Here is a 19,362-nt window from a genome sequence, read left to right as displayed (position 1 = left end):
CGCATGCCCAATCACCTCTTCGATCTCGTCCGCGCCAACCTGCCTGCCGATCCGACCACGAAAGCCTTCGTCGAGACGGGAGACGGCACGCACTTCACCTATGCCGACCTGCTCGCGCGTTCGGCCGCTTACGCGGGGGCCCTCGTCGGGCTTGGGGTGAAGCCCGGCGACCGGGTCGCGGTCCAGGCCGAGAAGAGCCCTGAATTCCTGTTCCTGTACCTTGGGACCGTGCGGGCCGGGGCGGTGTTCCTGCCGCTGAACACCGCCTACACCGCCCACGAGGTCGCCTACTTCCTCGGGGACGCGGAACCCTCGGTGTTCGTGTGCGATCCGGGCAAGCACGGGGCCTTGGAGGCGATCGCGCGCGATGCCGGCGTGGCGCAGGTGCGGACCCTCGATGCATCCGGGCGCGGGAGCATGGTCGCGGCGGCGGATGCGGCGGCGGATGACTTCACCGACGTGGCGCGCGGGGCCGACGATCTCGCCGCCATCCTCTACACCTCCGGCACCACCGGGCGCTCCAAGGGCGCCATGCTCACCCACGAGAACCTCGCCTCGAACGCCCGGACCCTGGCGGCGTTCTGGCGATTCACGGCCGACGACGTGCTGCTGCACGCCCTTCCGGTGTTTCACACCCACGGCCTGTTCGTCGCCACCAACACCGTTCTGGCCACGGGCGGCACGCTCCTGTTCCTGGCGAAGTTCGATGCGGCGCAGGTTCTCGGGCTGATGCCGCGTGCGACGGCGATGATGGGCGTGCCGACCTTCTACACCCGCCTTCTCAGGGAACCGGGACTCGATCCCGACGCCACGAAGGCGATCCGGCTGTTCGTCTCCGGCTCGGCGCCCCTCCTGGCTGACACGCACCGCGACTGGCAGGCCCGCACGGGCCACGCCATCCTCGAGCGCTACGGCATGACCGAGACCAACATGAACACCTCGAACCCGTATGACGGGGCCCGTGTCGCCGGCACCGTCGGATCGGCGCTGCCGGGCGTCGTTGTCCGGGTGGTGGACCCCGAGACGGGGGCCGCACTCGGCACCGACGCCGTTGGCATGATTGAGGTGAAGGGCCCCAACGTGTTCCAGGGCTACTGGCGCATGCCGGAGAAGACCGCGGCCGAGTTCAAGGCCGACGGGTTCTTCATCACCGGCGACCTCGGCAAGATCGACGCCGACGGCTACGTGCACATCGTCGGGCGCGGCAAGGACCTCATCATCACCGGTGGCTACAACGTCTATCCGAAGGAGGTCGAGAACGAGATCGATGCCCTGCCGGGTGTGGTCGAATCGGCGGTGATCGGCTTGGCCCACGCCGATTTCGGTGAAGGCGTCGCGGCCGTGGTCGTCGCCCGGGAGGGCGCTCCCGACGAGGCCACGATCCTGCGCACCCTCGAGGCGCGGCTCGCCCGCTACAAGTGCCCCAAGCGGGTGCTGTTCGTGGAGGATCTGCCGCGCAACGCCATGGGCAAGGTCCAGAAGAACGTCCTGCGGGAAACCCATGCGGATCTTTTTCGCACCTGACGCAGGCGCCTGCGGCGCGCCTGGAAGATCCCTGCCTGCGGCGCGCCTGGAAGATCCACGCCTGCGGCACCTTTGGAACGTCCGCATCCGCGTTGACGTTTGTCCGAGCGTAAGCTCAAGCTTGGCTTCCTGATCCAACCGGTCCACGCTGCGATGTCTTCCTCCCCCGAACCGGCGACCGCTTCGAGCGGCGCGGCTTCCGTGCTGTGGACCCTGGCCATGGGGGCGGCCCTCGTCGCCCTCGCGGCCGGCACGAGCGGGCGGCCACGACGGGATGGACCCGCCGCCGCGCCCGAGCCCGACCGGTGCCGGGAGGAGGGGGCGCGCTCCCACAGCGGGCGCTCCGCCGAATGGGTCGCGGCCACGCAGGTCGAGCGCGGTCGCGCCGCCCGGACCCCGATGGAGATCACCTCCAAGGGCTGGAAGGACATCCTGTTCCGGGTCTACCTCGAGTTCAACAAGGACCGGGTGCTGTCGGTCGCCGCCGGGGTGACGTTCTACACCCTCCTGTCCCTGTTCCCGGCCATCGCCGCCCTGGTCACCTGCTACGGCCTCGTCGCCGATGTCGGCTCCATCAACGAGCATCTGGCGAGCCTGCAGGGCGTGCTGCCGTCGGGGGCCATCGAGATCATCGGCGATCAGGTCAAGCGCATCGCCGCCAAGGGCGGAGGGTCCCTGGGGCTGACCTTCTTCACGAGTCTTCTCATCTCCCTCTGGAGCGCCAACGCCGCCATGAAGGCGATGTTCGATGCCCTCAATGTGGTCTACGAGGAGGAGGAGAAGCGCTCGTTCGTGATGCTGAACCTGCGTTCGCTCACCTTCACCATTGGCGCCCTGCTGTTCACGATTTTCGCGCTGTCGAGCATCGTCGTGCTGCCCCTCGTGTTCACCTTCGTGGGCTTCAGCGACACCGCCTGGCTTCTGGCGCAGCTGCGCTGGCCGGCCATGCTGGTGGTGGTGCTCGGCGGCCTGTCGCTGCTCTATCGCTACGGGCCGAGCCGGGAGCGGCCGCGCTGGCGCTGGGTCGGCGTCGGCGGCGCCGTCGCCGGCGTGCTGTGGCTCATCGCCTCGATCTTGTTCTCCTGGTACGTCTCGAGCTTTGGCAACTACAACGAGACCTACGGATCCCTCGGGGCGGCCATCGGCTTCATGACGTGGATCTGGATCTCGACGACCATCGTGCTGCTCGGCGGCGAGATCAACGCCGAGATGGAGCACCAGACCGCGCACGACACCACCACGGGCGCTCCCTTGCCCATGGGCGCACGCCGGGCCCGGATGGCCGACACCCTCGGCGCCGTGGCCTGACGCCCGGCCTCCTCGGGGCGGGGTCGGGACCCTATCTAGGGGACACACCGTTTCCTCTCGATGGATCAGATCATGACCGCACCGACCGCCGACACCCGCACCGACGCCGAATGGCGCGAGATTCTTTCCCCCGAGCAGTACCGCGTCCTGCGTGGGCACGGCACCGAGCGCGCCGGAACGAGCTGCCTCAACGCGGAGAAACGTCCGGGCGTGTTTCATTGTGCCGGGTGCGATGCCCCGCTGTTCGAGAACGGCACCAAGTTCGAATCCGGCACCGGCTGGCCGAGCTTCTTCGCGCCGTTCCCCGACGCGGTCGAGACCCAGGTCGACCGCAGCCATTGGATGACCCGGACGGAGGCACATTGCGCCCGGTGCAAGGGCCATCTCGGCCACGTCTTCGACGACGGACCCGCCCCCACCGGCCTGCGCTACTGCATGAACGGGGTTTCGCTCCGCTTCGAACCCGAGGCGTGAAACGGATCGGTTCCGAAGGTCGTATGACCCGCTGAGCTGGGGACGGCGCGGTGGATCGCGGGGGTGGTCCGGCGCGCGATCTTGATTTCTGCGGTGTTTTGCTTAGTCCCGAGAGTCAATTTTTAAATGAATACCGCAGCTTCGGTCTGGGAAGGGGATGCCTGACGCATTCCTTTCCGGATCGAGACGCCCTCGATTGTCAGTCCGGCGGATCTTCGACCGTGGGACGAACAGACCTCCGGAGAGTCCGCAATGAGCATCGTCCGCCGGTTCCTCGTCGCCCCGTCCCTCGTGCGCCTGATCCGCAAGGAGCGTGGTGGCGCACGGGTCACCGAGGGCTACTTCGCGCCCCAGGCCGGACGGGTCTCGTACGTTCGGGTCGATGGCCAGCAATGCCATCTCGTCCTCGTCAACACGGATCAGAACGGCGCTTCGAGCGAGGAGCGCACGGACGTGCCGCGCGCCCATGGCGACGCCCTCCTCGACGTCTGCAGCGGCAAGGCGCAGTACGACCGCACGGTGATCGCGCTCGGTGCCGGCCGTGAGGCGCGGGTCGACCGTTACGTCGCCCCGGGCAATCTCGACCTCGTGAGCGTGACCTTCGACGAGATCGGAGACGCAAACGGCTTCTCCGTTCCGGTCTGGTTCGGCCCCGAGGTGTCCGGCGACGCGGCGTACGAGCGCCATGCCGTCGCCCTCCAGGGCGTACCTCAGCCGGGCGAGATCGCCCTGAGCAACGCCGCCCTGGAAGCGGTGCTCGACCTCGTCGAACCCCGGTTCGGCTTCGGCCGCTACGGCGGCGCGTCGGGTGCCGCCGCGAAGCCGGCGGACGAGGACGGGATGATGAAGGCCTTGCGCCGGGTCGCCGGGGGCGGAACCGCAGCCCAGCCCAGCCCGCAGGCCGCGGCCCCTGCGCCGGTCGCGACGCCCGAGCCTGCTCACCCGGAGGCTGGCCAGAACGACGCCCGCATCGACGAGGTCATCGAGAGCCTGTCGCAGGCACTCGGCAATCCGCAGCCCCTGCCGCCGGAGGGCGAGCCCGCCCAGCCGGCGCGTGCCGAAGAGGCTGCGGGCGAATTCGAACGCTGGACTGTCCGCCCGCGCCGCAACCAGACCTGATCGGCGTCCCCGATCGGCCTGATGAAGGTGGCACGTTTGAGAATGTCACTTTCATCCCTGCCTGTGCGATTGAGTGGTGCACGCAACTTCGCTAGCGTCGTGGGCAAGAAACACGAAAGCGTGCGCGGTTCAGTGCACGGGCGAGGGAACCATGGCCCAGGCGATGACACACGGCACGGCGGCCGAGCCCCCCCGGGTGGCCGAGCCCTGGTACAAGGTTCTCTACATCCAGGTGCTGATCGCCATCGCGCTCGGCATCCTGCTCGGCTACCTCCATCCGGAATGGGGCAAGTCTGTCAAATGGTTGGGTGACGCTTTCATCGCTCTGATCAAGATGATGATCGCGCCGATCATCTTCTGTACCATCGTGCACGGTATCGCATCCATCGGTGACCTGAAGAAGGTCGGCCGCGTCGGCCTGAAGGCCCTCGTCTATTTCGAGGTGGTGTCCACCATCGCGCTTCTCATCGGCATCCTCGTCGGCGAGGTGGTGAAGCCCGGCGCCGGCTTCAACGCCGACGTGACGAAGCTCGATGGCAAGGCCGTCGAGAAATACGCCAAGTTGGCCGCCGACGACTCCGTGACGGGCCACATCATGGCGTTGATCCCGAAGAGCTTCTTCGATGCGTTCGCCACCGGCGACCTGCTTCAGGTACTGCTGATCTCGATCCTCACCGGCGTCGTCGTCACCGGCATGGGCAAGCGCGGCGAGGCCATCACCCACGCCATCGACACGATGGGGCAGATCTTCTTCCGCATCATCGGCCTCGTGGTGAAGCTCGCGCCCATCGGCGCCTTTGGCGCCATGGCCTTCACCATCGGTCAGTACGGCATCGGCAAGGTCGTCGATCTCGCCTGGCTCGTCGGCACCTTCTACGTCACCGCCTTCCTGTTCGTGGTGATCGTGCTCGGCGGCATCGCCCGGGTCGCCGGCTTCTCGATCTTCAAGTTCCTCGCCTACATCAAGGACGAACTCCTGATCGTGCTCGGCACCTCCTCCTCCGAGACGGTGCTGCCGCACATGATGACGAAGATGCGCCGGCTCGGTGCCTCGGACTCCGTTGTCGGACTCGTGATCCCGACGGGGTACTCGTTCAACCTCGACGGCACCAACATCTACATGACCCTGGCGAGCCTGTTCCTCGCCCAGGCCGTGGGAGCGGACCTGTCGTTCGGCCAGTATGCGACCATCATTCTCGTGGCGATGCTGACCTCGAAGGGGGCCTCCGGTGTGACGGGCGCCGGCTTCATCACCCTGGCGGCCACGCTCTCGGCCATTCCCAACAACCCGGTGCCGGTGGCTGCCATGACCCTGATCCTCGGTGTCGACAAGTTCATGTCCGAGTGCCGGGCCATCACCAATCTCATCGGCAACGGCGTCGCAACCGTCGTGGTCAGCCGCTGGGAGGGCGAACTCGACCGGGTGAAGCTGCGTCAGGTGATGGACAACCCCATCGCCATCGGTACGGACATCTCGGATCACGCACCCAACATGGACCCGATCACCACGCCGTCCGCGGCGTCGGCGCCCATCCCCGTCCCCGCACGCTGATCGGAACGTCTTGCGCCTCGGAATCGACCTCGGCGGCACCAAGATCGCCGGGGTCGTCCTCGACGCGGCGGGCATGATGCAGGCCGAGGCCCGTGTCCCCACGCCACGCGACGATTACTCAGGCACCCTCGCGGCCATCGCGGCTCTGGTCGAAGGCCTCGAATCCCGCACCGGCCCCGTCCGCAGTGTCGGGGTCGGAATGCCGGGGGCCATCGCGCCGGCCACCGGTCTGGTCAAGAACGCCAACTCGACATGGCTGAACGGCCGTCCCTTCGCCGACGACCTCGTTCACGCCCTCGGCCGCCCCGTGCGCGTCGAGAACGACGCCAATTGCCTCGCCGTGTCGGAGGCCGTCGACGGGGCGGGTGCCGGTGCCGCCGTGGTCTGGGCGATCATTCTCGGCACCGGCGTCGGCTCAGGCATCGCCCTCGAAGGACGAGCCCTCGCCGGGCGGTTGCGTATCGCCGGCGAGTGGGGCCACAATCCTCTCCCCGCACCCCGTGACGATGAGCGCCCGGGACCCGCCTGCTATTGCGGCCGCTCCAGTTGTATCGAAACGTGGTTGTCCGGACCCGCACTCGCCGCCGACCATGCCCGGCGCAGCGGGCGGCCCATCACCGCCGAAGCCGTCGTGGCGGCGATGCGCGCAGGCGATCCCGTCGCGCAGGAAACGTTCGCGCGCTACCGCGACCGCCTCGGCCGGGCTTTGGCGCAGGTCGTCAACATCCTCGATCCCGATATCATCGTGATCGGCGGCGGGCTGTCGCGTCTGCCCGAGTTGTTCGAGGGCCTGACGGAGCTCACTGCCCCGCACGTGTTCTCGGACCGCTTCGACACGCCCATTCGTCCGAGCCTGCATGGCGACGCCTCCGGAGTCAGAGGGGCGGCCTGGCTGTGGGACCCCGGTACCCAAGGCGCCTGACGCGCCGTGAGGAGACGAGACCCCTTGTCAGGGGCTCGAATTTCACATAAACATATCTTTATGTCTATCGCAGGCCCCATAGCGGACTCATCGGTGCCGTTCACGCATGCCCTCGGCGTGCTGCGCGCGGCGGCCGAAGAGACGCGCCTGCGTATCCTCGCCCTGCTGGCGGACGGGGAATTGTCGGTCTCCGACCTCACCGACATCCTCGGTCAGTCGCAGCCGCGCATCTCCCGGCACCTCAAGCTTCTCGTGGAAGCCGGTCTCGTGGAGCGCCATCGCGAAGGAGCCTGGGCGTTCTTTCGCCTCGTCGATGGCCGCGCCGGCCTCGTCGACCCCCTCATCGCCGGGCTCGACTCCCGAAGTGCTCCGATCTCCGAGGATCGGGCGCGACGCGAAGCCGTGCGGGCGCAGCGCGCCGAGGCGGCCCAGACGTTCTTCGCGCGTCTCGCTCCGAAGTGGGATCACCTGCGCTCGCTCCATGTGCCGGAGGCCACCGTCGAGGCCGCCGTGCTCGATGCACTGGGCAACCGGCCGATTCACAACCTCATCGATCTCGGCACCGGCACCGGCCGGATGCTCGGACTGCTCGCCGGCCGGGCCAGCCGGGCGACGGGCCTCGATTCCAACCATGCCATGCTGTCGGTGGCGCGCGCCAACCTCGAGCGGGCCGGCCTGTCGCGGGTCGATCTGCGGCAGGGCGACATCCATGCTCCGCCGTTCGGGCGCGGCAGCTTCGATCTGGTGCTGGTTCACCAGGTCTTACATTACCTCGACGATCCGGCTCGCGCCCTGCGCGAAGCCGTGCGGCTCGTGGCGCCGGGGGGGCGTCTCCTCGTGGTGGATTTCGCGCCCCACGATCTCGAGTTCCTGCGTGAAACCCAGGCCCATCGCCGCCTCGGCTTCGCACCCGAGCAGGTGACGGGCTGGCTCAACGATGCGGGGCTGTCCACCGTCACCACCCGCGATCTCGCCCCTCCGCCGGCCCTGGCCCACCACCAGCTCACCGTGACGCTCTGGCTCGCCTCCGAAGCCGAAGAGGCCGGGCTTGAGCGGGCCGTCGCCTGACCGACGCACGTCACATCCTGTTCGCGATCCGTCTGAACCGACCGACATTGAGGACGACCCCGATGCCCACCGCCTCCCAACACCGCGCCAGCCGCGACGGCTACCGTCCGATCAGCGTCTCCATCGAGTTTTTCCCGCCGAAGACCGACGAGATGGAGAAGATCCTGTGGTCGTCCATCGAGCGCCTGGCGCCGCTACAGCCGAAATTCGTCTCGGTGACCTACGGTGCCGGCGGATCGACCCGTGAGCGCACCCACAACACCGTGGCCCGCATGGTCCGGGAGACGGGTCTCAGGCCCGCCGCCCACCTCACCTGCGTCGATGCTACCCGCGAGGAGATCGACGCCGTCGTGCAATCCTACTGGGATGCCGGCGTGCGCCACATCGTGGCCCTGCGCGGCGACCCTCAGGACGGCGTCGGTACGACCTATCGTCCTCATCCGGGCGGCTACGCCCAGACGGCGGACCTCGTCGCCGGGATCAAGCGCATCGGCGACTTCAAGGTCTCGGTCTCGGCCTACCCTGAAAAGCATCCCGAGGCCGCCAGCCTCGACGCCGACATCGACGCGCTGAAGGCCAAGGTCGACGCCGGCGCCGATCAGGCGATCACGCAGTTCTTCTTCGAGAACGACATCTACCTGCGCTACGTCGACAAGGTGCGGGCGGCGGGCATCGATATCCCGATCATCCCGGGCATCCTCCCCGTCCAGAACTTCAAGCAATCGGCCAACTTCGCCCGCCGCACCGGCGCCTCGGTGCCGTACTGGCTCGCCGCCCGCTTCGAGGGGCTCGACAACGATGCCGACACCCGCCGCCTCGTGGCGGCGGCGGTGGCGGCCGAACAGGTGCTCGATCTCGTCGATCGCGGCGTCAACGACTTCCACTTCTACTCGATGAACCGTTCCGACCTCGTCTACGCCATCTGCCATCTCCTCGGCCTGCGTTCGCAGGCCCCGAAGGTGGCGGCGGCGAAGGCGGCCTGAGCACACGCGTTCGACCTTCTCAGAATCTCATCCTGAGGCGCCCGCGTCGGCGGGCCTCGCAGGAGGACACCAGCACCAATGTGCGAACGGGAGCCCTCCTTCGAGGCCTCCGCTTCGCTCCGGCACCTCAGCACGAGGTGGTTTGATGGGACCCAGCGTCTCCAAGGATACACCATGACCGACCTGCGACCCGTCGATGGAAAAGAGATCGAAGCCGCGCTCCGTGCGCGCGCCGCGGAAAAGATCCTCGTCCTCGACGGGGCGATGGGCACCGTGATCCAGCGCCTCGGCTACGGCGAGGCGGACTTTCGCGGCAGCCGCTTTACGGATCACGGCCACGACCAGAAGGGCAACAACGACCTCCTGATCCTGACGCAGCCCGATGCGATCCGGCAGATCCACCTCGACTACTTCCTCGCCGGCGCCGACATGTGCGAGACCAACACGTTCTCGGGGACCACCATCGCCCAAGCCGATTACGGCATGGAATCGATCATCCACGAGCTCAATTCGGAGGGCGCGCGCCTCGCCCGCGAGGCCGCCGCCCTGGCCGAAAAGCAGGACGGCCGCCGCCGCTTCGTGGCCGGCGCCATCGGCCCGACGAACCGCACCCTGTCGATCTCGCCGGACGTGAACAATCCCGGCTACCGCGCCGTGACCTTCGATGAGGTGCGTCAGGCTTACATCGAGCAGGTGCGCGGCCTGATGGACGGGGGCGCCGAACTCATCCTCATCGAGACCATCTTCGACACCCTCAACGCCAAAGCGGCGGTCGCCGCCGCCTGGGCGGTGTTCGAGGAGCGGGGCATGGTCCTGCCGATCATGATCTCGGGCACGATCACGGATCTCTCCGGCCGCACCCTCTCGGGCCAGACCCCGGAGGCGTTCTGGAATGCGCTCCGCCACTCCGCGCCCCTGACCATCGGCCTCAACTGCGCACTCGGCGCGAAGGAGATGCGCGGCCACATCTCCGAGCTGTCGCGCATCGCCGACACCCTGGTCTGCGCCTATCCGAATGCGGGACTGCCCAACGAATTCGGTCTCTACGACGAGAGTCCCGAAGCCATGGGGAAACTGGTGGGCGAGTTCGCCAGCGCCGGTATCGTCAATATGGTCGGCGGCTGCTGCGGCACCACGCCGGACCACATTCGCGCCATCGCTGAAGCCGTCGCGGGGTGCAAGCCGCGGGTCATTCCCGAAGTGCCACGCCTGATGCGCCTGTCGGGCCTGGAGCCGTTCACCCTGACGAAGGAGATCCCCTTCGTGAACGTCGGCGAGCGTACCAACGTCACGGGCTCGGCCAAGTTCAGGAAGCTGATCACCGCCGGCGATTACGCGGCGGCCCTCGACGTCGCCCGGGATCAGGTGGCGGCGGGCGCCAGCATCATCGACATCAACATGGACGAGGGCCTGCTCGATTCCGAGAAGGCCATGGTCGAGTTCCTCAACCTCGTCGCGGCCGAGCCCGACATCGCCCGCGTGCCGGTGATGATCGATTCCTCGAAGTTCCACGTCATCGAGGCTGGGCTCAAGTGCGTCCAGGGCAAGGCGATCGTGAACTCGATCTCCATGAAGGAGGGCGTGGAAAAATTCATCGCCGACGCCAAGGTGTGCCGCTCCTACGGCGCCGCCGTGGTGGTGATGGCCTTCGACGAGCAGGGCCAGGCCGACAGCTACGAGCGCAAGGTCGAGATCTGCACCAAGGCCTACCGGGTTCTGACCGAGGAGATCGGCTTCCCGCCGGAAGACATCATCTTCGATCCGAACGTGTTCGCGGTGGCCACCGGCATCGAGGAGCATAACGGCTACGGCGTCGCCTTCATCGAGGCGACGAAGACCATCCGCGAGACCCTGCCCCATGCCCACATCTCGGGCGGCATCTCGAATCTCAGCTTCGCCTTCCGGGGCAACGAGCCCGTGCGCGAGGCCATGCACGCGGTGTTCCTGTATCACGCGATTCAGGTCGGCATGGACATGGGCATCGTGAATGCCGGCCAGCTCGCGATCTACGCCGAGCTTCCGGCCGAACTGCGCGAGCTGTGCGAGGACGTGGTCCTCAACCGCCGCGACGATTCCACCGACCGCCTGCTGGAGGCGGCTGAGCGCTTCAAGTCCGGCGGCGGCGTCCAGGCGAAGACCGCCGACCTGTCCTGGCGCGAGGCGCCGGTGCAGAAGCGCATCGAGCACGCCCTGGTCAACGGCATCACCGAGTACATCCTCGCCGATACCGAGGAGGCGCGCCTGGGCGTCGAGCGCCCGCTCCACGTCATCGAGGGCCCGCTGATGGCCGGCATGAACGTGGTCGGCGACCTGTTCGGTTCGGGCAAGATGTTCCTCCCGCAGGTGGTGAAATCCGCCCGCGTGATGAAGCAGGCCGTGGCCTATCTCGAGCCGTTCATGGAGGCGGAGAAGCTCGCCAATGGCGGTGACGGCAAGCGCCAGGCCGCCGGCAAGATCCTGATGGCGACGGTGAAGGGAGACGTCCACGACATCGGCAAGAACATCGTCGGCGTCGTGCTCGCCTGCAACAACTACGAGATCATCGACCTCGGCGTGATGGTGCCGGCGGCCAAGATCCTCGACGTGGCCAAGCGCGAGAACGTCGACATCGTCGGCCTGTCCGGCCTCATCACCCCGTCGCTCGACGAGATGGTGCACGTGGCCGCCGAGATGGAGCGCGAGGGGTTTTCGGTTCCCTTGCTCATCGGTGGGGCCACGACCAGCCGCGTCCATACCGCCGTGAAGATCCACCCTTCGTACAACCGGGGCCAGACCGTCTACGTGACGGATGCCAGCCGCGCCGTCGGCGTGGTGTCGAGCCTGCTGTCGAAGGAGACACGGGATTCGACCATCGAGAAGGTCCGGGCCGAGTACAGGAAGGTCGCCGACGCGCACGCTCGCTCGGAGCTCGACAAGCAGCGCCTACCGCTGGCGAAAGCCCGCGCCAACCCGTTCCGGATCGACTGGTCGGGCTACCAGCCGAAGAAGCCGAGCTTCACCGGCACGCGGGTCTACTCCTCCTACGAGGTCGCCGATCTCGTGCCCTACATCGACTGGACGCCGTTCCTGCAGACCTACGAGTTCAAGGGCCGCTACCCGGCGATCTTCGAGGATCCGAACCAGGGGCCGGCAGCGAAGGCCCTGTTCGACGATGCGCAGGAGATGCTCTCGCAGATCGTCGCCGAGCGCTGGTTCAACCCGAAGGCGATCATCGGCTTCTGGCCGGCCAACAGCATCGGCGACGACATCGCCCTCTACACCGGTGAGAGCCGCTCCGAAAAGCTCGCGACTTTCCACGGCCTGCGCCAGCAATTGTCGAAGCGCGACGGACGTGCCAACACTTGCCTGTCGGATTTCGTCGCTCCCGCCGACACCGGTATCGCCGATTACGTCGGCGGCTTCGTGGTCACGGCTGGCCTGGAGGAGGTTCGTATCGCCGAGCGCTTCGAGCGGGCCAACGACGATTACCGCTCGATCCTGGTGAAGGCGCTGGCCGACCGCATCGCCGAGGCCCTCGCCGAGCGCATGCACGAGCGTGTGCGAAAGGACTTCTGGGGCTACGGCGCCGATGAGACCTATGCGCCCGAGGACCTCGTGCGTGAGGAGTATGCCGGCATCCGGCCCGCCCCCGGCTACCCGTCGCAACCCGACCACACCGAGAAGGTGACGCTGTTCGATCTCCTCAAGGCGGAGTCGCGCATCGGTGTGAAACTCACGGAATCCTACGCCATGTGGCCGGGCTCCTCTGTGTCGGGCCTCTACATCGCCCATCCGGAAGCGCATTATTTCGGCGTCGCCAAGGTCGAGCGCGATCAGGTCGAGGATTACGCGCTCCGCAAGGGCATGGATCTGGGGCAAGTCGAGCGCTGGCTCGGGCCGATCCTCAACTACGATCCGGCCCGCTATCTCGCAGCGGCGGCGGAATAGGGTACGAAGCTCCTCCTCGCTTGCGGGGAGGGGCGATGATGGTTCGGACGTCGAAACGCGCGGGAGTGTGTCCGGGCAAGGCTTGACCGTGGGGACGGCTGCGCTTCAATGCCCGCCGAGACTTTGGCGAGGCCAGACGGAAGGGCGCCCCGATCGTGTACCGGCTGACCAGCCCCGTGCTGTCGACCAAGATGCCCGCGGCGCTGGCGGTCATCACCCTCGGCCTGCTGGCCTCGGGCTGCACCGGCTTCTCCTACGTGTCGAAGACCTATGTCAGCCTGACCCCCCAGGTGGTCACCATCGGCTGCAAGGATCCCTACGAGGTCTACGACCAGCGACGCCTGCGCAAGATGCTCATCGTCTCCAATTCCCTGCGGGAGGTCACCGGCTGCGGGATCGACGACCGGCTCGAGGGCGGCGACCCGGCCCTGACCCGAACCAAGCGGTTTCGCGATGCGGCCCGCACCTATCTCGACGAAACCGTGCGGGAGGATTGCCGGATCACCGGCGAGACCGTGTTCACGGATCTTCAGACGGAGTTCGCCTACACCTGTGCCGGTCCGATCGAGCCACGCGGGACCAAAGTCCCGCGCCTGCCGGGTCGCAACCGCGTCGGGCTCTGAAGGCTCGGCCCCGAAGGATCAGGTTTCGGGCGGATGCTGGAACGTCCGCTCGATGGCGTCGCCCGATGCGGCCAGCAAGGCACGCGCGAGGATGCGGGCCTCGTCCCGGTCGAGGGCGAGGATCGCGGTGAATGGCTGACCGGCGACATCGGGCAGGCCGATCTCGAGCTGTACGCCATCCGCGCTCTCCGCGACCGACAGGCTCCAGTCCCGGTCGTGTGACCCTCGGCTCATCGTCTCGTCACCCTCGTGGCGGGTGTGTCCCGCCATTCCTGCATGACCGATCCCCTGCGATCAGGCCAGTCTCGCCCGGCGATTGACGTCGCGCCACCCGGTGGTGTTTGTGCGCCCCGACCCGCCCGGTTCATCGCCGGGTCCACAAACCTTCGAGAAAGACACCCATGTCCGAGATCTGGTTCCGCACCGGCGAAGCCACCGTGCTCGCCGCCGAAGGGCAGTACACCGATGCCATGCCAGAGGTGCTCATCGGCTCCACCCGTGGACCCGCCGGCCACGCCTTCGCGGGTATGATGGGGCAGGTTCAGGGGCACACCCGGATGTTCGTGGTGCGCGACCTCAACCAGCTCGTGCGCCCGGCGACGATGATGACCACCAAGGCCACCATCCACACGGCCGAGTACGTCGAACTTCTCGGCGGCGTGGTTCAGGCCGCAACGGGCGATGCCATCATCGACTGCGTCATCGAAGGCGTGCTGCCGAAGGATGGCCTCGACGATCTCTGCATGATCATCATGATCTGGCTCGACCCGCGCTGCGCCGAGGATACGAATCTCGACCACAAGGACCTCTACCGTACGAACTACGAGGCGACGAAGCTCGCCATCGCGCGTGCCATGAAGGGCGAGCCGTCCATCGACGAACTCATCGCCAACCGGAAAACGGTGAAGCACTACGCGTTGGAGGACGTGATCGAGTATTGAGCGCGAATGCCGGCCGTACGCATCGAAATGGTGGGCACGGCCCCTCGGGAATCGACGGTTTCGGGCCTTTCGCGGGCGGGCCCGCGACGGACCCCGACCGACCCCGACACAGACAGCCCGCATGGAGAACCGGAACCGGATGCCCCTCAAAATCATCGCAGCCATCGCGTTCGCGATCGGCGCTGCCTCGGCGGTCCAAGCTCAGGGCCTCGCACGCGGCGCGCAGGATGGCGCAGAACGGGGCGGCAATATCGCCGGCCCCCTCGGAGCGGCCGTCGGAAGCGCCATCGGGGGCGCCGTCGGCACGGCCAACGAGATCCTGGGGATCGATCGGCGCGAGCGCTTCCGCATCTATACGCAGGGCGAACGACGCCCCTCCTTCGCCCACAAAGGGCCGATTCAGGTCGGAACGGTCCTGCCTCCGAACGGTGTCGTGTACTACGACGTCCCGCCCGAATTCGCCCTGAAGGGTTTGAACTACACCATCGTCAACGATCATCCGGTTCTGGTCGACCCGGCGACGCGCCGGATCGTCGAGGTGATCGATTGAGCTTGGATTAGGAACCCTGTTCCATATCGGCTTTTCCGAAGGCCGGCGTGCCGCTTCGGATCCGATCTTCTGGAAAACGGACATGGCCGGCCCGGGCGGACGTATCCAACCCGAGCCGGCCAAGCCGAATATCAGTGGCCGGTCCTTCGCGAAGGACCGACGGCGTTGTCAGCGGTCGCGACGCTCACGCACCGTGCCGCGCTCCTCGCGGCGCTCCATGCGCTCTTCGCGCCGATCCGGATCGACACCGAGGACGCCACCGACCGTGCCCGTCGCGGCTCCGACCGCACCGCCGACGATGCCACCGACCGGCCCGGCCGCGCGATTGCCGTCCTCCACGCCGCGTTCCGCGCCGCGTACGGTTCCCTGGGCCTGAGCCGAGGCCGACAGGGCCAGGGGTGCGAGAACGAGGGTGCTTGCGAGAATGAAAGCCTTCATGGCCGTCTCCTTGATCTGCTGCGCTGGAGGGCCCGCGGCGTGTCGCGCCGACGGGGCCAGTTCATGAGGTTAACGAACGACGGCCGGATTGGTCCCCATCTCCGACACTTCTTGCCGCGAGGGAGGACCAGCGGGGCTTCCGAGCCAACCGATCAGCAGCTCAGCCGGCGGCCTTCGCGGCGGCCGAACTTCTGATAATGCGCCAGCGCCGAGGTCAGTTGGCCGGCACGCAGGGCTTGGGCGACGTCGGGGTTGCACCGCACGTAGGAGCGCTCATCGAACCCGCCACCACCGCCCCGATCCGCATAGCCCGAATCGCGACCGCGCGATCCGCGTCCGCGATCGTCGTAATCGTCGTCGCGATCACGGCGTCTCTGCCCATAATCACGATCGCCATAGCCCGAGTCGCGCCGGTCATAACCGTAATCCCGCCCGCCGTAAGGCTGAGCCTGTGCGAGATCCACCGGGACCAGCAGGCTCATGCCGACAGCCGCCACTGCAAAAAAGACTTTCATCGTGTGTTCTCTCCCCAACTAAGCACCACAACGATCCTGGGCCGTCGTCGGTTCGATCATCGGCCTCAATGCGCGAATGACGATCTGCCGAAGAGCCCGACGGAGAGGATTGTCTCGGCACGAACCGCGTCGTCAGCAGCGGCAATCTAATCTGGCACTCCGTAGGACTCGACTGATGTGTGAGCCGTTTCTCGGCGCACGAATACGTAGATGGCTTCGCGTCCGGTGTCCGAACCGTCGAAATCGCCCAGCACACCCGCGAGGCTGAGGCCGCACCGCTCCGCATTCCTGACGATCTCGGTTCGATCGACGGCATGATAGACGAGTTCTTCCCGCGACTGCCGCATGATCGTCCCGGCGGGATCGATCAGGGTATACTCCATCACCTGACAGAATCGGCCGGTGTCCTCTGCGAACGTTCGCGCGACCACGCGGATACGGACGCTGTCCCCGGCCGCATTGTACGGACCGGACAGTTCCTCGTCGCCGAGGGGCTGGCGCAGCATGGCATGGGCGGGCAGATGGATCGCCGCCTTGCCGCCGGGTTTCAGATGCCGGGCGACGACCGCCAGGGCGTCCGCTCGCGCGGTGGGCGTGCCCAGATGCGCGTAGCCGTAGAACGGGATGATCGCTCCATCGAATTGGCGGTCCAACACGATGCGGGTCATGTCGCCCTGCATCAGGGCGATGCGGCTTCCCACCTCCGGCGGCAGGCGCTCGCATTTCATGGCGGCGCGCTGGATCATCGCGGGCGCCAGGTCGACGCCGAAGACGCCGTAGCCGCGCTCCGCCAGGGCGCTCACGATCCGGCCGGTGCCGCAGCCGAGTTCGAGGACCGACGATCCGGCGGGGCCCACGAGGTCCGCATAGAAGTCGATATCGCCCCGAAAGGGATAGGCGCTCGAGACGACATCGTAGAACGCCGCACTCAAGCCGGTATCGTCGTAGTACGGAAGGTTGCTCATCGCATATCCAAGGAGGCTGACCCGTCGCCCATGGGCGGCCGGTCAGACGTTCCGTTGTCCTGCCGCACGATGGAAGCGCGCCTCAAGTGCCGGCCTGCTCGCGGCCGATGCGGCTGTGACGGCGGCTCCAGCTGAAATAGATCACGAAGCCGATGGCGAGCCACACGAGCAGGCGCAGCCAGGTCTCGCCATCCAGCGACACCATCATGGCAAAGCAGCTCACGATACCGAGGATTGGCACCAGGGGGACCAGGGGCGTGCGATAGTCGCGTCGTGCATCGGGTTGGGTCCGGCGCAGGATGATCACGCCGGCACAGACGAGCATGAAGGCCAGCAGCGTACCGATGCTCGTCATATGGCCGAGCTGGCTGATCGGAAGGAAGCCGCCGAGCGCGCTGGTGAACACCATGAAGAACAGGTTCGAGCGGTACGGCGTCTTCCAGGTGGGATGAATCTTGGAGAAGAAGCCCGGGAGCAGCCGGTCCTGGCTCATGGAGTAGAACACCCGGCTCTGACCGAGCAGCAGCACCAGGATCACCGTTGAGAAGCCCGCGATGACGCCGAGCGTCACGAGGCTGCGCAGCCACGGAAACGGCGTCTGTGCGATGGCGGTGTTCACGGGCGCCGCATCGCCCCTCATCTGGTCGTAATGCACGAGGCCGGTGAGCACGCCGGCGAACAGGATGTAGATGACCGTGCAGATGGCAAGGGAGCCGAGGATTCCGATCATCATGTTGCGCTGGGGGTTCTTGGCCTCCTGCGCCGCCGTCGATACGGCGTCGAAGCCCACATAGGCGAAGAAGACGACGCCCGCGCCGCGCATGATCCCGCTCCAGCCGTACTCGCCGAAGGTGCCGGTGTTCTCGGGGATGAACGGCACGTAGTTCTGCGCCTTGATGTAGAACAGGCCCACGCCGACCACGACTGCCACGACGGCGAGCTTGATCATCACCACAACGGCGTTGACCCGGGCCGACTCGCGGATGCCGATCATCAGGAGCGCCGAAGCCGCCACGATGATCAGGATCGCCGGCAGATTGACGAGGCCGTGCGCCGTCACGCCATCGACGGTGTAGGTCTCGAACGGCGAATGGACGAGGCCCGGCGGAAGGTTGATGCCGAGGGTGTCACGCAGGAAGCGGGTGACATAGCTCGACCAGCTCACCGACACGGTGGCGGCCCCGACCGCATATTCGAGGACGAGATCCCAACCGATGATCCAGGCGACGAGTTCACCCATGGTGGCATAGGCGTAGGTGTAGGCCGAGCCCGCCACGGGGATCATGCCGGCGAGCTCGCTGTAGCACATGCCGGCAAACGCGCAGGCGATGGACGCGATGGCGAACGAGATCACCACGGCCGGGCCAGCGTGTTCGGCCGCCGCGATGCCGGTGAGGGAGAACAGGCCGGCGCCGATCACCGCGCCGATCCCCAGCGCGATCAGGCTCCACGGCCCGAGGGTGCGGGCGAGCTTGTGCTCGCCGCCCTCGGCATCGGAGTTCAGCCGTTCGAGGGATTTCGTCCGGATGAGGTCGTCCGCCAAACCGCCGGCCATGCAACGTCTCGCTGTTGGAAATCCGTGAGATGGCCGCGACGTTAACGCAAATTATCCGATGTACCAGCCGGTCGCCGTGCGCCCGTCGCGGTTGTCCCACGCGAGGGCCATCAACGCGCCCGGGCAGCAGCGAGCGAGCCCTCGATCAGATCCTTCAGAATGCCGGTGGCGGAAGCCGTGATCGCGGGGCCGGCGGTGCGTGGCGTGCCGGCCACGAAGGGGGGCTGCGGAGCGTACTCCGCCACGAGCTGGCTGATCCGGGCATAGTCCGGATCGCGCAGGCGCGCGGATAGCGCCAGGGCGAAATCGAGACCGGCCGAGATGCCGGCGGCCGTCACGCGATTGCGGTCGAACACCACCCGTTCATCCACGGGGATCGCATCGAAGTGGGGCAGGACCCGATCGCGGACGCACCAGTGCGAAGTCGCCCGGTATCCCGTCAGCAGGCCCGCCGCGCCGAGGATCAGAGACCCGGTGCAGACACTCGTGACCCAGGCCGCCCGCCCGGCGCGATCGCGCAGGAAAGCGAGCAGCCGCTCATTGCGCATCTGGCCGGGCGTTCCATCACCGCCGGGCACGATCAGGACATCAAGGTCCCGCGGACAGGTCTCGAAGTCCGCGGTCGCGACGATCTCGAGTCCGGTATCGCTGGCGACGGGGCCGATCCGCTCGGCCACCAGATGGAAACTCGGACCCGCGAGACCAGCCAAAAGGGCCTGGGGCCCGACCACGTCCAGGGCCGTCATCCCCGGAAACAGCACCATAGCGATCTGCCGGAAAGGCGCCGGGTGGGCCGTCGTATCGGCGAATGCCGGCTCGCCACCCGTTGCGGAAAATCCGGCCGACAGTATGCCCATCGTCGCGAGGGTCACGGCCTCGCGACGGCTCGGTCCGGCAT

Annotated in this window: 18 protein-coding genes; 12 read left to right on the top strand and 6 right to left on the bottom strand. The window is 67.1% G+C overall.

Translation table 11 applies throughout. The features are described 5' to 3' along the window. Nucleotides 1-3: 3 nt before the first annotated feature. The 10 genes from ASF22_RS01150 to ASF22_RS01105 all read left to right on the top strand — a co-directional run bounded on the left by ASF22_RS01150 (nucleotide 4) and on the right by ASF22_RS01105 (nucleotide 13,500). A complete protein-coding gene (locus ASF22_RS01150; protein WP_056260718.1) occupies nucleotides 4-1,524 on the top strand; it encodes a malonyl-CoA synthase in 1,521 nt (506 codons plus the stop codon). 153 nt (nucleotides 1,525-1,677) lie between these two features. Next, the gene (locus ASF22_RS01145) at nucleotides 1,678-2,832 is read left to right on the top strand and encodes a YihY/virulence factor BrkB family protein (protein WP_056260922.1); all 1,155 of its coding nucleotides are present in this window, start codon (nucleotides 1,678-1,680) and stop codon (nucleotides 2,830-2,832) included. Between the two features lie 72 nt (nucleotides 2,833-2,904). Beyond that, nucleotides 2,905-3,306: a peptide-methionine (R)-S-oxide reductase MsrB gene (gene msrB, locus ASF22_RS01140; protein WP_244472967.1), complete on the top strand. Its 402-nt coding sequence runs from the start codon at nucleotides 2,905-2,907 to the stop codon at nucleotides 3,304-3,306. Nucleotides 3,307-3,558: 252 nt separating this feature from the next. Continuing rightward, nucleotides 3,559-4,425 carry a hypothetical protein gene (locus ASF22_RS01135; protein WP_056260715.1) on the top strand — a complete coding sequence of 289 codons (867 nt, stop codon included), beginning with the start codon at nucleotides 3,559-3,561 and terminating at the stop codon, nucleotides 4,423-4,425. 151 nt (nucleotides 4,426-4,576) lie between these two features. Continuing rightward, a complete protein-coding gene (locus tag ASF22_RS01130; RefSeq protein WP_056260713.1) occupies nucleotides 4,577-5,977 on the top strand; it encodes a dicarboxylate/amino acid:cation symporter in 1,401 nt (466 codons plus the stop codon). Between the two features lie 10 nt (nucleotides 5,978-5,987). Then, nucleotides 5,988-6,899, top strand: coding sequence for an ROK family protein (locus ASF22_RS01125; protein ID WP_056260711.1), 912 nt, complete (start codon nucleotides 5,988-5,990; stop codon nucleotides 6,897-6,899). A 60-nt stretch (nucleotides 6,900-6,959) separates the two neighbouring features. Further along, on the top strand, nucleotides 6,960-7,967 hold the full coding sequence (locus ASF22_RS01120; RefSeq protein ID WP_056170241.1) for a metalloregulator ArsR/SmtB family transcription factor: 1,008 nt from the start codon (nucleotides 6,960-6,962) through the stop codon (nucleotides 7,965-7,967). A 62-nt stretch (nucleotides 7,968-8,029) separates the two neighbouring features. After that, nucleotides 8,030-8,950 (top strand): methylenetetrahydrofolate reductase [NAD(P)H], encoded by a 921-nt coding sequence (gene metF, locus ASF22_RS01115; protein WP_056260709.1) that lies wholly within the window; start codon nucleotides 8,030-8,032, stop codon nucleotides 8,948-8,950. A 174-nt stretch (nucleotides 8,951-9,124) separates the two neighbouring features. Continuing rightward, complete coding sequence (metH, locus tag ASF22_RS01110; RefSeq protein WP_056260707.1) at nucleotides 9,125-12,877, top strand: methionine synthase; 3,753 nt, start codon at nucleotides 9,125-9,127, stop codon at nucleotides 12,875-12,877. 191 nt (nucleotides 12,878-13,068) lie between these two features. Then, nucleotides 13,069-13,500 (top strand): hypothetical protein, encoded by a 432-nt coding sequence (locus ASF22_RS01105; RefSeq protein WP_056260920.1) that lies wholly within the window; start codon nucleotides 13,069-13,071, stop codon nucleotides 13,498-13,500. 18 nt (nucleotides 13,501-13,518) lie between these two features. Here the strand turns inward: ASF22_RS01105 and ASF22_RS01100 are convergent, their stop codons facing one another. Continuing rightward, nucleotides 13,519-13,734: a hypothetical protein gene (locus ASF22_RS01100; protein ID WP_056385137.1), complete on the bottom strand. Its 216-nt coding sequence runs from the start codon at nucleotides 13,732-13,734 to the stop codon at nucleotides 13,519-13,521. A 167-nt stretch (nucleotides 13,735-13,901) separates the two neighbouring features. On the opposite strand from ASF22_RS01100, the gene fae reads away from it, so the two are divergent. Then, nucleotides 13,902-14,441, top strand: coding sequence for a formaldehyde-activating enzyme (fae, locus tag ASF22_RS01095; RefSeq protein WP_056260704.1), 540 nt, complete (start codon nucleotides 13,902-13,904; stop codon nucleotides 14,439-14,441). A 139-nt stretch (nucleotides 14,442-14,580) separates the two neighbouring features. Then, on the top strand, nucleotides 14,581-14,991 hold the full coding sequence (locus ASF22_RS01090; RefSeq protein WP_056170708.1) for a DUF1236 domain-containing protein: 411 nt from the start codon (nucleotides 14,581-14,583) through the stop codon (nucleotides 14,989-14,991). Between the two features lie 168 nt (nucleotides 14,992-15,159). Here the strand turns inward: ASF22_RS01090 and ASF22_RS01085 are convergent, their stop codons facing one another. The 5 genes from ASF22_RS01085 to ASF22_RS01065 all read right to left on the bottom strand — a co-directional run bounded on the left by ASF22_RS01085 (nucleotide 15,160) and on the right by ASF22_RS01065 (nucleotide 19,228). Next, a complete protein-coding gene (locus ASF22_RS01085; RefSeq protein ID WP_056170224.1) occupies nucleotides 15,160-15,429 on the bottom strand; it encodes a hypothetical protein in 270 nt (89 codons plus the stop codon). A gap of 152 nt (nucleotides 15,430-15,581) precedes the next feature. Next, nucleotides 15,582-15,944 (bottom strand): hypothetical protein, encoded by a 363-nt coding sequence (locus ASF22_RS01080; protein ID WP_056260702.1) that lies wholly within the window; start codon nucleotides 15,942-15,944, stop codon nucleotides 15,582-15,584. Nucleotides 15,945-16,090: 146 nt separating this feature from the next. Continuing rightward, on the bottom strand, nucleotides 16,091-16,909 hold the full coding sequence (locus ASF22_RS01075; protein WP_056260700.1) for a class I SAM-dependent methyltransferase: 819 nt from the start codon (nucleotides 16,907-16,909) through the stop codon (nucleotides 16,091-16,093). Nucleotides 16,910-16,991: 82 nt separating this feature from the next. Continuing rightward, on the bottom strand, nucleotides 16,992-18,464 hold the full coding sequence (locus ASF22_RS01070; RefSeq protein ID WP_056170215.1) for an amino acid permease: 1,473 nt from the start codon (nucleotides 18,462-18,464) through the stop codon (nucleotides 16,992-16,994). A gap of 110 nt (nucleotides 18,465-18,574) precedes the next feature. Continuing rightward, complete coding sequence (locus ASF22_RS01065; protein ID WP_056260918.1) at nucleotides 18,575-19,228, bottom strand: DJ-1/PfpI family protein; 654 nt, start codon at nucleotides 19,226-19,228, stop codon at nucleotides 18,575-18,577. Nucleotides 19,229-19,362: the final 134 nt, after the last annotated feature.

This window comes from Methylobacterium sp. Leaf87, from assembly GCF_001422775.1.
In the GTDB taxonomy this organism is placed as follows: domain Bacteria; phylum Pseudomonadota; class Alphaproteobacteria; order Rhizobiales; family Beijerinckiaceae; genus Methylobacterium.
The sequence above is the reverse complement of the archived record's forward strand: the minus strand, read 5'-3'. Positions and strand labels throughout refer to the sequence as shown.

Excerpts from the sequence above, each read along its gene's own strand:
- ASF22_RS01150 (WP_056260718.1), top strand. The coding sequence starts at position 4 with ATGCCCAATCACCTCTTCGATCTCGTCCGCGCCAACCTGCCTGCCGAT.
- ASF22_RS01145 (WP_056260922.1), top strand. The coding sequence starts at position 1,678 with ATGTCTTCCTCCCCCGAACCGGCGACCGCTTCGAGCGGCGCGGCTTCC.
- msrB (WP_244472967.1), top strand. The coding sequence starts at position 2,905 with ATGACCGCACCGACCGCCGACACCCGCACCGACGCCGAATGGCGCGAG.
- ASF22_RS01135 (WP_056260715.1), top strand. The coding sequence starts at position 3,559 with ATGAGCATCGTCCGCCGGTTCCTCGTCGCCCCGTCCCTCGTGCGCCTG.
- ASF22_RS01130 (WP_056260713.1), top strand. The coding sequence starts at position 4,577 with ATGGCCCAGGCGATGACACACGGCACGGCGGCCGAGCCCCCCCGGGTG.
- ASF22_RS01120 (WP_056170241.1), top strand. The coding sequence starts at position 6,960 with ATGTCTATCGCAGGCCCCATAGCGGACTCATCGGTGCCGTTCACGCAT.
- metF (WP_056260709.1), top strand. The coding sequence starts at position 8,030 with ATGCCCACCGCCTCCCAACACCGCGCCAGCCGCGACGGCTACCGTCCG.
- metH (WP_056260707.1), top strand. The coding sequence starts at position 9,125 with ATGACCGACCTGCGACCCGTCGATGGAAAAGAGATCGAAGCCGCGCTC.
- ASF22_RS01105 (WP_056260920.1), top strand. The coding sequence starts at position 13,069 with ATGCCCGCGGCGCTGGCGGTCATCACCCTCGGCCTGCTGGCCTCGGGC.
- ASF22_RS01100 (WP_056385137.1), bottom strand. The coding sequence starts at position 13,734 with ATGAGCCGAGGGTCACACGACCGGGACTGGAGCCTGTCGGTCGCGGAG.
- fae (WP_056260704.1), top strand. The coding sequence starts at position 13,902 with ATGTCCGAGATCTGGTTCCGCACCGGCGAAGCCACCGTGCTCGCCGCC.
- ASF22_RS01090 (WP_056170708.1), top strand. The coding sequence starts at position 14,581 with ATGCCCCTCAAAATCATCGCAGCCATCGCGTTCGCGATCGGCGCTGCC.
- ASF22_RS01085 (WP_056170224.1), bottom strand. The coding sequence starts at position 15,429 with ATGAAGGCTTTCATTCTCGCAAGCACCCTCGTTCTCGCACCCCTGGCC.
- ASF22_RS01080 (WP_056260702.1), bottom strand. The coding sequence starts at position 15,944 with ATGAAAGTCTTTTTTGCAGTGGCGGCTGTCGGCATGAGCCTGCTGGTC.
- ASF22_RS01075 (WP_056260700.1), bottom strand. The coding sequence starts at position 16,909 with ATGAGCAACCTTCCGTACTACGACGATACCGGCTTGAGTGCGGCGTTC.
- ASF22_RS01070 (WP_056170215.1), bottom strand. The coding sequence starts at position 18,464 with ATGGCCGGCGGTTTGGCGGACGACCTCATCCGGACGAAATCCCTCGAA.
- ASF22_RS01065 (WP_056260918.1), bottom strand. The coding sequence starts at position 19,228 with ATGGTGCTGTTTCCGGGGATGACGGCCCTGGACGTGGTCGGGCCCCAG.